Origin of the sequence: Schauerella aestuarii, assembly GCF_009866805.1 — a bacterium.
Classification (GTDB): Bacteria; Pseudomonadota; Gammaproteobacteria; order Burkholderiales; family Burkholderiaceae_B; genus Schauerella; species Schauerella aestuarii.
Map to the genome: position 1 here is coordinate 325,945 of NZ_SIZW01000043.1, position 11,812 is coordinate 337,756.

Genomic DNA, 11,812 nt, shown 5'->3' on the forward strand with positions numbered 1-11,812 from the left:
CAGGCCTATGTATTTCATAGGGTTTCTCCCCAATAGTCGAGTTTGCATGCCGTCGTATAAATTGCATGCATTCTATGTGCGTTTGCACAAATCAGACCGACAAGGGGAATGGCATGGCGAAAGATCAACTGGGGCTGCGCATGTCGCGCCGCCGGTTTACTGCGGCAGCGCTCGGCACGGCAGCAACGATGTCGCTCGGTTTGGGACGCATCGTGCAGGCGCAAGAAGCGACCACCGTGCGGATTCGGATCGCATCCGATATCGGCAACCTGGATCCAGCCCGAATCTTCCAGATCGAAAACCAATCGGTCGCCACGCATCTCTACAGTGGCTTGGTGAAATACGACGAAGCCACCAACAAAATCGTGCCCGATCTGGCCACCGGCTGGGAAGTCACCGACGGCGGCAAGGTGTACACGTTTGCCTTGCGCACCGGAGTGAAATGGCACAAGGACTTCGGCGTTCTCACCTCGGACGACGTGAAGTTCTCGTTCGACCGGGTACTCGATCCGAAAACGGGCAGCAGCTATGCCGGCCAATTTGCGTCCGTGGCCAGTATCGAGGCACCCGCGCCTGACAAGGTCGTCATCACCTTGAAAGCGCCCAACTCGGGCTTCCTGCACAAAGTGAGCGCGTTCAATCAGGGCTGGATCGTCAGCCGTCGCGCCGTCACCGAGATTGGCGAAGAGAAATACCGCTTGAATCCGATCGGTACGGGCCCCTTTGTGTTCGATCGCTGGACGCCGGGCCAGGAAATCAGATTGACGGCAAACGCTGACTATTTCGGTGGCGCACCCAAGGTGCAGGCGGTTGTGTTCCGCCTCATCCGCGACGAAACCGCCTCGGCGATTGCATTGGAAAACGGCGAAATCGATATTTTCTTCGGCTTGCAACAGCCCGAGGTGATCACGCGCTTGAGCGCGTCGAAGGGCGTGACGGTGATGAACCGGCCGGCCAACCACACGATCAACCTCGTGCTCAACACCGAGATGAAACCGTTGGCCGATGTGCGCGTACGCCAGGCTTTGATGTACGCGATCAATCGCGAAGCACTCATCAAAGGATTCTTCAAGGGTACGAAAGGCGAGGCCTTCAATGTGCTGACGTCTTCGTTTCCGGAATACACCGATGACGTGCCGCGCTATCCCTACGATCCCGCCCGCGCGCGCGCGTTGTTGAAGGAAGCGGGTCAAACGTCGTTCTCACTGGATCTGGTCACGCCGGCGGCCAATCCGTACGACAAGATCATCGTGGCGATCGCCAGCGACCTCGCGGCCGTGGGCGTGACCGCCAACATCAAGGTGCTCGAGCGCGGCACGTACCTGCAGGCGCGCAACAAGGGCAATATTCCCACCGCCATTACCGGCGTGGTCGGCGCGCCGGATCCGGATAGCCCGATCCTGTCGCTCTTTGCCCGTTCGTCATTTCCGCCGGGCCTGAATACCTCCCACTATGCCGCCATTGAGGATTTGATTGCGCAAGCGGCCGCGGCGCCCGACGACGCCGGCCGCAAAGTCGCCTATGCCGCCATTCTCAAGAAGACGATGACCGACGTGCCGGTCATTCCGCTCTACGCCGACAACCTCTACATGGCGCATACGGCAAAAGTGAAGGGCCTGGTGCAGAACTCGCTCTTTACCGTCAACGCGTATCCCGTTTCCCTCGGGTGACGGCATGGGAAGTTATCTTTCGCGCCAGTTGACGCAACTGGCGATCACGCTGGTCGGCATCATCACCGTCGCCTTCTTCATGGTGCGCATGATCCCGGGCGACCCTGCCCAGTACATGCTGGGGGATTACGCGACCGATGCCGCGCTGGCGGCGTTGCGGGCACAGATGGGGTTGGATCAACCCTTGTGGCGGCAGTATTTCATGTACATGGGGCACGTGTTCACGGGCGACCTGGGCATCTCGGTGATCACCGGCCGGCCCGCGCTGGCCGAGATCTTCGAGAGCTTGCCGCAATCCGCGGCGTTGGCCTTCTCTGGGTTGACGCTGGCGGTGATCATCGGCGTGCCGATGGGCATCGTGACGGCGATGCGCCAGGGCACCTGGACCGATACGCTCATCATGCTCGTGGCGCTGGCAGGCATTTCGTTTCCGGTGTTCTGGATCGGGTTGGCGAGCATCGTGCTGTTCTCGCAAGAACTGAAATGGTTTCCGGCGTTGGGATCGTCCTCCGGACAAGGCTTCTTCAATAGTCTGTACTACCTCACGCTGCCCGCCACGGTGCTGGGGGTGTCGGTTGCGGCCTACGTGACCCGGCTCACCCGGTCGGCCATGCTGGAAATCATTGGGCAGGACTACATCCGTGTGGCCCGCGCGATGGGCGTGCCCGAGCATCGCATCATCTGGCGCCTGGCCTTCAAGAACGCCTTGATCCCGGTGCTCGCCATTGTGGGCGTCACGTTTGCCTACTCGTTGGGTAGCGCCATCCTGATCGAAGTCGTGTTCAGCCGTCCGGGCGTGGGCTCGACGATTCTCAAGGCCGTGTCGGCGCGCGATTACCAACTGGTGCAAGCCGGCGTGGTGGTGCTCGCCGTGGGCGTGGTGATCGTCAACACCATCCTGGACATGTTGTATGCGCTGGTCGACCCGCGCATGAGGAGCCGATAATGCGCCACTTCCACCACCCCGGTTTTCTGACCGGCTTCATCATCCTGGTCGTGATGACGCTGATCGCATTGCTTGCGCCGTGGATTGCGCCGTACTCGCCGCTGCATACCGATCTGGCCAACACCCTTGCCGTGCCGTCGGGCGATCATTGGCTGGGCACCGATCAGTACGGCCGCGACATCCTTTCCCGCCTCATCTGGGGCACCAGCATTTCGCTCAAAGTGGCGTTATCGGTGATGGCGTTATCGCTGACGCTGGGCATGACCATTGGCGCGATGGCGGGCTTTCTCGGTGGATGGATCGAGCGCGTCACCGTATCGATCATCGATATCCTGCTCGCGTTTCCTGGCTTTCTGTTGGCATTGGCCTTGGTGGCGGCACGCGGATCGTCGCTGGAATCGGTGATCCTGGCCGTGTCGCTGGCGTTCACCCCGCGTGTGGCGGCGGTGATGCGCGCGGTGGTGCTCACCATTGCGCCGCGGCCGTACATTGAAGCCTCGCACGCCATCGGCATGACGCGCATGCGCATCCTGATCTTTCATGTGATCCCCAACAGCCTGCCGCCGGTGATTGTGGTGGCCACAGTCGGTGCAGCCACGGCCATCCTGGGCGAAGCGGGCTTGAGCTTTCTGGGCCTGGGGGTACAGCCGCCCACCCCAACCTGGGGCAACGTGATCGCCGATGGGCAAAGCTTCCTGCAATCCAACCCCATCATCTCGCTGTCGGCCGGCTTCTGTATCGCCATGATGGTGATTGCCCTGAATCTGTTGGGTGACGGCCTGCGCGACACGCTCGATCCGCAGATGCGCAAAACCTCCAACGCAAAGATGATGTGAGACCACGATGACGACTGCATCATTGCAATCTGCCTATGCGGCAGCAACAGCGGCAGCGATACCCCCGCCGGCGCCCCAAACGCGCAACCCGCATCGCGTGCTCGACATTTTCGGACTCACCACGGCCTTTCCTGGCGACGGCCGTGCGATCACGGTGGTCGACGAAGTGTCGTTATGGGTCGAACCCGGCAAGACGCTTGCCGTGGTGGGCGAGTCCGGCTCCGGCAAATCGATGACGTTTCTGTCTGCGCTCGGGCTGGTCGCGGCACCCGGCAAGGTGGTGGCGGGCAAGGTCATTCTCGACGGCCACAGCCTCACCTCGTTGCCGGCGTCCGAGTTGCGCTTGTTGCGGGGCAAAGTGATCTCGATGGTATTTCAGGATCCGTTGACGGCACTCAATCCCGTATTCACGATCGGCCAGCAGTTGATCGAGGTGATCCGCGCGCATGAGTCGGTGGGCCGGCGCGAGGCGCGCGAGCGTGCTGTCGCCTTGCTCACACGGGTGCAGATTCCCGATCCCAGCCGCCGCATCGACGATTACCCCCATCAATTGTCGGGCGGCATGCGTCAACGCGTGCTGATCGCGATGGCGATCGCACTCGAGCCCAAAGTGCTGATCGCCGATGAGCCCACCACCGCGCTGGACGTGACCGTACAGGCGCAGATTCTCGATCTGCTGGCCGACATCCAGCGCGAGACGGGCATGGGTGTGGTGCTGATCACCCACGATCTTGGGCTCGTCGCGAAATATGCCGATCGTGTTGCGGTGATGTATGCGGGCAGGGTGGTCGAGGCCGGCACGCGCGACGATATCTTTCGCCGCGCCAAGCATCCCTACACGCATGCGCTCTTTCGCAGCATCCCGCGGCTCGATTCGGTTGCGGGCGAGGATCTGCCGGCCATTGAAGGCGCGCCGCCCAACGTGGCGGATCTGCCGCCGGGATGCGCCTTCGAGCCGCGCTGTTTTCATGGCGGTGGCCGCGACGATTGCCGCCGCATCAAACCCTTGTCTGAAGTGACGGACAACCCCGAACACCGCAGCACCTGTTTGCACTGGCGCACACTGCCCATTCTGGTCGTGGAGGATTGATGGCTGCTACCGACACACTTCTCAAGGTCGTCGATCTGCGCAAGACATTCGGCGCACAAGGCGGGCTCTTCACGCGGCAACGCAAGGCCGTGCACGCCGTCGATGGCGTGTCGTTCACGCTGCGCGCGGGCGAAACACTGGGACTGGTCGGCGAAAGCGGCAGCGGCAAGAGCACGCTCGGCCGGCTGATCCTGCGGCTGATCGATCCCACGTCCGGCTCGGTGCGCCTGGACGGCCAGGAAATCACCACGCTCAAGCCCGCTGCGGTGCGCGCCATGCGCAGCGATATCCAGATGGTGTTTCAAGACCCCTATGGATCGCTCGATCCGCGCATGAGCATCGGCGCCACGCTGGCCGAGCCGTTGAAAGTGCACGGCCTGTACAACGCAGATTCGCCCGCCCTCATCCGCGACATCATGCTGCGCGTGGGGCTCAATCCCGATCATGCAAGCCGCTATCCGCATCAGTTTTCAGGCGGGCAACGCCAGCGTATCGGCATCGCGCGCGCGCTCACGCTCAATCCCAAGATTCTGGTGCTCGATGAGCCGGTCTCGGCGCTCGACGTCTCGATCCAGGCGCAGATCATCAACCTGCTCAAGAAGCTGCAGCGCGAACGCAATCTGTCGTATCTCTTCATCGCGCACGATCTGGCGGTGGTGCGGCACGTGAGCGATCGCGTGGCGGTGATGTACCTGGGCAAGATCGTCGAGCTCGCCGATCGCGACACGCTATATACCCGGCCGGCCCATCCCTATACCGAGTCGTTGCTGTCTGCCGTGCCGCATCCCGATCCGTACGACGATCGCGCCAAAAAGCCGGCGATCGCCATCGGTGAGATCGGCTCGGCCACCCAGTTGCCTTCCGGCTGCCGCTTTCATCCGCGGTGCTTTCGAGCCCGCATGCTGGCCGCCGAAGGCGGCGCGCGTGCCGACATCGCCCACGATCCCGCCGGCATTGCCGTGCCGGGCTTGTGTGCCAATGAAGATCCACCCTTGCGCGCGCATCGTGCCGGTGCGGTGGCTTGTCACTTTCCGGACACGGCGGTTTTGCACCGCATGCCCCTCACATCACTGAATCGGGATCATTGATCATGGCTTTCTTGAGCGAAGACTTGAAGTCCAACTATGCCGGCCTGTATGAAACCCGCACGGGTTTCGGCAAGAGCGCAGCGGTGCTGTCCATCGACTTCATCGATTTCTACACCGTACCCGGCGCGCCGTTCTACGGTCAGGGCGTGGTCGACGCCGTGGTGCAAAGCGCGCCGTTGTATGCGGCTGCCCGCACGGCGGGTATGCCGGTGATCTACACCAATGTGCTGTACGACAAGACCGCGTCGCAAGGCGGGATGTTCGTGCGCAAGGTGCCGGCGCTGCGCCGCTTCGTGGCCGATGAGCCGCTCACGCGCTTCGATGCGCGCATCGCGCCGCAACCGGACGACCTGGTGATCACCAAGCACCACTCGTCTGCATTCTTCGGCACGCCGTTGAGTACGATGCTGCGGGCGATGGGGCACGACACCGTGATCATCACGGGCTGCTCGACCAGTGGCTGCGTGCGTGCAACGGCAGTGGACGCCGTCTCCAACGGATTTCACGTGATCGTGCCGGCCGAATGCGCCGGCGACCGGCATCAGGCACCGCACGATGCCGCGCTCTTCGACATCAACGCCAAGTACGGCGACGTGATGCCGGTGGGCGAAGTGCTGCAATACATCAATGGTGTCAGGGCGTAGTGTGTGGGTAATGTGAAACCAGCCGTTCAGTGGGTGATGTTGTGTGTGTTGTCCGGCGCCATGGCGTTCGGGCTTGTGCGGCTGGGCTTCGGCGCTGGCGTGCTGGTGGGGCCGATGCTGGTGGCGATGGCATTCGGCCTGGCCGGCGGCGGCATCGAAGTGCCGCGCCTGGGCTTCAATCTGGCGCAGGCCGCCACCGGCGCCGTCATCTCGAGCGCCATCAGCAGCAGCGTGCTGGCCACGGTGGCGGCAAGCTGGTGGCAGATGATGTTGTCCGTCGCGATGACGGTGACGTTCGCGGCCCTGATCGGATGGCTGTTGATGCGCCGCGGCAACCTGCCGGGCACCACCGGCACGTGGGGCACGCTGCCGGGGGCGGCCCCCGCCATGATTGCGCTGGCCGATGAATACGGCGGTGACGCGCGCATGGTGGCCGTCATGCAATACCTGCGCGTGGTGCTGGTGGTGGGCTCTGGGTCGATCGTGGTGCACGCGCTGGCGGGCCAGTTGAGCGGCCGGATCACGATGGTGCCGCCGATGATGAATCTCGCCCGGCATGACCCGCAGCTATGGGATATCGCCGCTACGATCGTTGTGGTGGCGATCGGCGCCTACGTGGGCATGGCCACGCGGGTGCTGGCGGGCGCGATTCTGGTGCCGCTTTTCCTGGGCGCGATACTGGGTGTGTCCGGCATCGCCGTGATGGCCGTGCACGACCTGCTGCTGGCGTTGGCCTTCGCCACGATCGGAGCGACCATCGGACTGAAGTTCCGGCGCGATCTGGCGCGTCCGCTGATGCGCGCACTGCCCACCATGCTGCTCGCGGTGGTTGGGTTGATGCTCTTGTGCGGGGTCTCGGCCTGGGTGCTCACACTGATCATGCCTATCGATGGCGTTACGGCTTATTTGGCGACCACGCCGGGTGGGCTCGACTCGGTGGCGGTGATCGCGCTGGGTGCGCATGCCGATCTGGCGTTCATCACTGCGTTGCAGACCCTGCGGCTTTTCGCGGTCGTGATTGTTGGCCCCATCATCGCGCGTCGTTTGTCGCACCGGCACACGGCACGCATCAGCCGCCAAGCCGCGTCGTCTTTGTAGCGCAACGGCGGATCCACGACCGGGGGCAGCGTACCGCCTAAAATGCGCAATGCGACGAGCAATGCGCTTCGCGCTGCGTGCACCGATGACCGTGGCGAGTGGACGAGCAAGACGAGCGCGCTAAGCAGGGGACAACATGCTGGAAGAGTTCTTTTCGAATAATCAGAAGACGACGACGCCGCTCAAGACCGATGAGCTGCTCGAAGCGTTGCGCACCATGATCGTCGACGGCACGTTGGCGCCGGGCAGCAAGTTGCGCGAGGTGGATCTGGCCGCGCAATTTGCGTTGTCGCGCACGCCGGTGCGCGAGGCCCTGGTGGCGCTCGAACGCGAAGGCATGGTGACTTATGCGCTCAATCGCGGCTTTCGGGTCAGGCAATTCAGCCGGCAGGATCTGTATGAGGCGTACGAGATGCGCGCCTTGCTCGAAGGCTATGCCTGCGGCGTGGTCGCGCAGCAGGGTTTGCCGTATGCGGCAATCGCCGAGTTGCGCGGGTGTGTGGATGCCGTCGATGCGTTGCTGGCTGCCGATCTCGACGCGCATGCGCTGGCGCAATGGCGCGAATTGAATATCCGCTTTCATGCCTTGCTGATGGCGCAGGCGCCGGGTGGCTTGCTGGAGCGCACCCATCGCAGCATCGGCCGCATGCCGCGCGTGCACGACGTGGTCGGTGCCACGGCCGATCAGCCGCAAATCCGCGCCAGGATGCAGCGCTACAACGAAGAGCACGCGCGCATTCTCGAGGCGGTGGTGCAACGCCACAGCGGCCGCGCCGAGTTTCTGATGCGCGAACACATCATGCAGGCCTGCGCGCTGTTGGGCGGCGCCATGCCGCCGCGGGTTGCGCCCGTGACGGGGTGATCGCCGCCGCGCCGTCACGCATCGGTCATTAGCGCCGCCTCGGCACGCTGAAGCGTGTCCAGTGCGATCACCAGACGCCTTCGCAGGGCATCGCTTACCGGCACGAAAGGCAGGCGAACATCGGCAGCGAGGTGCCCCGTCTCGGCCAGTAGCGCCTTCAGCGGCGATGGATTGGGTTCGGCAAACAGCAGTTGCGTGATCGGGTGCAAGGCAACGGCAATCTGTCTGGCGCGTGCCAGTTCGCCCTGGCGCAGCAGGTTGTGCATCCGGACGTGCCAGTGCGGCAGGATGTGCGCCGACGCGGCGATCGTGCCGTGCGCGCCCAGGCACAGTGCCGAGAAGTTCATGCCATCGTCACCAGACAACACCTGCAACGGCGTGTCGTGAATCAGACGAAGCATGCGCGCGATATCCCCGCCGCATTCCTTGATGCCCACCACGCAGCCTTGTTGCGCCAAGGTCTGCAATGTCTCCACCTCGACGGTTACGCCGGTGCGGTAGGGAATGCTGTAGACGATGATGGGCGCGTGCGGTGCTGCGTCGGCGACCGCTTCGAAGTGCTTCTGCACGCCGAGTTGGGTGGGCCGCACATAGCTGGGTGGCGTCACGAGCAAGCCATCGGGGTGCAGTGCTGCAAGCGTCGTCGCTTGATGCGCCGCCGCGGCGGTGGAGGCGCTCGACACACCCAGAACGACAGGCAGGTGGGGTGCTGCGTGGCGCAGGGTATCGAACACTGCAGCCTGTTCGTCCATGGAGAGCAGGGCGCCTTCGCCGGTTGTGGCGCCGGCCACAAAGCCGGATATGCCGGCAGCCGTTAGATAACGGGCCAGCCGCGTCAGCGCGGCGTGATCGATCGCATCGTCCCGAAACGGGGTCACGATGGGGATCCAGATACCTTCAAGATGTAGGGGCATGGTGCGCCTCGATAAGTGAACGATTAATGAACCGTCCCTTCCGGCAGTACCGGATCGAGGCAAAAATCAAGCGTGTGGCTTAACTGTTCGTCCCGTCCGGCTTCCGCCCGACGGGACATGACGTCCCCGTCAGCGGAGAAGTCGTTTTTTGGATTTCAATCCTTGCATGCCTACGCACGAGCACGCGCCCATGCGCCCACTCGCCTCGGCCGATAGGCAAAGGGGGTGCGCGGAACGGGGGATGGGTGGGTGCATGTGAAGCAGGGAAGATTGAAATCTGATCGAAACCATATCATGCCGCGCGACCGGCGGGGAGCCCCGCCGCGCGGCATGGCGGTTACCGGATGACGGATCAGCGCCCGGCAGCCGCCTCGATCAAGCCATCGAGCTTGATGGCGTCGGCCACGAACTGACGAATCCCGGCGGCCAATTTTTCGGTGCCCATGGCATCGTCATTGAGCATCGTGCGGAAGGCCACTTCGTCGCATGCGATCGGGGTGGCGGGCGCCACGCTGGCCGGGGTGAGCGCCAGCGGCACGTCGCCTTCGGCTTCGGACAGCGCCTTGAGCAGATCGGGGCTGATGGTGAGCAGGTCGCAACCGGCCAGGGCCAGAATCTGACCCACGTTGCGGAAGCTCGCGCCCATGATTTCGGTCTTGATGCCCAGCGCCTTGTAATACTGATAGATGCGGGTGACGGATTGCACGCCCGGATCGGCGGCGCCGGCGCGGTCGGCTTCCACCCACTTGGCACCTTCCGACGCCTTGTACCAATCGTAGATGCGGCCGACGAAGGGCGAAATCAATTGCACCTTGGCATCGGCGCAGGCGATCGCCTGCGGAAGCGCGAACAACAAGGTCATGTTGCAGCGGATGCCTTCGGCTTCCAGCACGCGGGCGGCCTGGATGCCTTCCCAGGTGGACGCAATCTTGATCAGCACGCGCTCGCGGTCAATGCCGGCGTCGGCGTACAGAGCAATCAGGCGGCGCGCGCGGTCGATATTGGCCTGGGTGTCGAACGACAGGCGGGCGTCGACTTCAGTCGACACGCGGCCCGGCACGATCTTCAGGATCTCGGTGCCGAAGGCGACCAGCAGGCGGTCGAGCAGATCTTCGGTCGATGCGCCCTGGTGCTCGCGCACCACGCGTTCGAGCAGGTGGCGGTAGGCATCCTGCTGGACCGCCTTCAGGATCAGTGAGGGGTTGGTCGTCGCATCCGTGGGACGAAACAACCGCATGGCCTCGAAGTCGCCCGTATCGGCAACAACGGTGGAGTGGCGGCGCAAAGCATCGAGCTGACTGGACATAGGTTCTGTTTCGATCAACTATTGGAAGGAGCCGGCGGGCCGCGAAACGCGGTTCGGGGCAGTGCCGGACGAGCCCGCTAGCGTATCACTCCAGGCCCTCATTCCCCCACCGTTCGCCGGGCTTACAGGTACTTAAAGCCAAAACGGGTATAATCGATAGGTTTGATTGTCGATTCTTAATTCCGGGGTGTGACTGTGCTGCCGCAACTTTTTCCCGAGGGAACCAACGGGTTTTCTCCTGCAATCTTGGCTTTGGCGGACGGTACCATCTTTCGGGGAGTGTCCATCGGCGCCGAAGGACACACCGTTGCCGAAGTGGTGTTCAACACCGCCATGACCGGCTATCAGGAGATCCTGACCGACCCGAGCTATTCGGGTCAGACGGTCACGCTCACCTATCCGCATATCGGTAATACCGGCATCAACGACGAAGATACCGAGTCGCGCAAGGTGTTTGCCGCCGGCCTCGTGGTGCGTGACTGCCCGGCGCGCGTGTCGAACTTCCGCTCGACCAAGTCGCTACCCGAGTACCTGAAAGAGCAGGGTGTGGTTGCCATTTCCGGCATCGATACCCGCAAACTCACCCGTATTCTGCGCGAGAAGGGCGCCCAAGGCAGCTGCATCCTGGTCGGCATCGATGCCGACCGTGCGGTCGAACTGGCGCGCAGCTTCCCCGGCATGGCCGGGCAAGATCTGGCCAAGACCGTGTCGATCACCGAAACGCAAACCTGGACCGACGGCACCTGGCAGTTGGGCGAAGGCTTCACCAAGCCGGCTGAAACCCCGTATCACGTGGTGGCCTACGACTTCGGCGTGAAGAGCAATATCCTGCGCCTTCTGGCCGACCGGGGTTGCCGAATCACGCTGGTGCCGGCGCAAACGCCCGCCGCAGAGGTGCTCAAGCTCTCGCCCGATGGCGTGTTCCTGGCCAACGGCCCCGGCGATCCCGAGCCGTGCGACTACGCCGTGGCCGCCACGCGTACGTTCCTGGAGCAAAAGCTGCCGGTGTTCGGTATCTGTCTGGGGCACCAGATCCTGGGTCTGGCCGTAGGCGGCAAGACCATCAAGATGAAAACGGGCCACCACGGCGCCAATCATCCGGTGCAGGATCTCGACAACAAGCGCGTATTCATCACCAGCCAGAACCACGGTTTTGAAGTGGATGCGGCCAGCCTGCCCAGCAACGCGCGCGTCACGCACGTGTCGTTGTTCGACGGCACGCTGCAAGGATTCGAACTCACGGACCGCCCGGCGTTCTGCTTCCAGGGTCATCCCGAAGCCAGCCCCGGTCCGCACGACATCATCGTGTTGTTCGACAAATTCATCAGCCTGATGGCCGGCCAGAAATAAAGATTGCA

The 11,812-nt window shown here is 63.2% G+C and carries 11 protein-coding genes; 9 read left to right on the forward strand and 2 right to left on the reverse strand.

Features of this window, described 5'->3' with window-relative positions; all coding sequences use genetic code 11:
- The first annotated feature begins 113 nt into the window (after positions 1 to 113).
- The 8 genes from EYW45_RS20905 (at position 114) to EYW45_RS20940 (ending at position 8,234) form a co-directional block, all read left to right on the forward strand.
- Complete coding sequence (locus EYW45_RS20905) at positions 114 to 1,670, forward strand: ABC transporter substrate-binding protein (RefSeq protein ID WP_161137390.1); 1,557 nt, start codon at positions 114 to 116, stop codon at positions 1,668 to 1,670.
- A gap of 4 nt (positions 1,671 to 1,674) precedes the next feature.
- Positions 1,675 to 2,616 (forward strand): ABC transporter permease, encoded by a 942-nt coding sequence (locus EYW45_RS20910; RefSeq protein ID WP_161137391.1) that lies wholly within the window; start codon positions 1,675 to 1,677, stop codon positions 2,614 to 2,616.
- Positions 2,616 to 3,452, forward strand: a complete 837-nt coding sequence (locus tag EYW45_RS20915) for an ABC transporter permease (RefSeq protein ID WP_161137392.1) — start codon at positions 2,616 to 2,618, stop codon at positions 3,450 to 3,452. Before EYW45_RS20910 ends, EYW45_RS20915 begins: the two co-directional genes overlap by 1 nt.
- A gap of 7 nt (positions 3,453 to 3,459) precedes the next feature.
- On the forward strand, positions 3,460 to 4,542 hold the full coding sequence (locus EYW45_RS20920; protein WP_202444847.1) for an ABC transporter ATP-binding protein: 1,083 nt from the start codon (positions 3,460 to 3,462) through the stop codon (positions 4,540 to 4,542).
- A complete protein-coding gene (locus EYW45_RS20925) occupies positions 4,542 to 5,630 on the forward strand; it encodes an ABC transporter ATP-binding protein (protein WP_161137393.1) in 1,089 nt (362 codons plus the stop codon). The genes EYW45_RS20920 and EYW45_RS20925 overlap by 1 nt, the downstream gene beginning before the upstream one ends.
- A gap of 2 nt (positions 5,631 to 5,632) precedes the next feature.
- The gene (locus EYW45_RS20930) at positions 5,633 to 6,274 is read left to right on the forward strand and encodes an isochorismatase family protein (RefSeq protein ID WP_161137394.1); all 642 of its coding nucleotides are present in this window, start codon (positions 5,633 to 5,635) and stop codon (positions 6,272 to 6,274) included.
- Between the two features lie 3 nt (positions 6,275 to 6,277).
- A complete protein-coding gene (locus EYW45_RS20935; RefSeq protein ID WP_161137395.1) occupies positions 6,278 to 7,372 on the forward strand; it encodes an AbrB family transcriptional regulator in 1,095 nt (364 codons plus the stop codon).
- A gap of 136 nt (positions 7,373 to 7,508) precedes the next feature.
- Positions 7,509 to 8,234: a GntR family transcriptional regulator gene (locus EYW45_RS20940; protein WP_161137396.1), complete on the forward strand. Its 726-nt coding sequence runs from the start codon at positions 7,509 to 7,511 to the stop codon at positions 8,232 to 8,234.
- Positions 8,235 to 8,248: 14 nt separating this feature from the next.
- Here EYW45_RS20940 and dapA read toward each other — a convergent pair whose 3' ends face one another.
- Together dapA and tal are read right to left on the reverse strand one after the other, a co-directional pair.
- Positions 8,249 to 9,148 carry a 4-hydroxy-tetrahydrodipicolinate synthase gene (dapA, locus tag EYW45_RS20945; RefSeq protein ID WP_161137397.1) on the reverse strand — a complete coding sequence of 300 codons (900 nt, stop codon included), beginning with the start codon at positions 9,146 to 9,148 and terminating at the stop codon, positions 8,249 to 8,251.
- Positions 9,149 to 9,500: 352 nt separating this feature from the next.
- Positions 9,501 to 10,454, reverse strand: a complete 954-nt coding sequence (gene tal, locus EYW45_RS20950) for a transaldolase (protein ID WP_161137398.1) — start codon at positions 10,452 to 10,454, stop codon at positions 9,501 to 9,503.
- Between the two features lie 195 nt (positions 10,455 to 10,649).
- Between tal and carA the strand changes: the two genes are divergently transcribed.
- Positions 10,650 to 11,804, forward strand: a complete 1,155-nt coding sequence (gene carA, locus EYW45_RS20955) for a glutamine-hydrolyzing carbamoyl-phosphate synthase small subunit (RefSeq protein ID WP_161137399.1) — start codon at positions 10,650 to 10,652, stop codon at positions 11,802 to 11,804.
- The last annotated feature ends 8 nt before the right edge of the window (positions 11,805 to 11,812 follow it).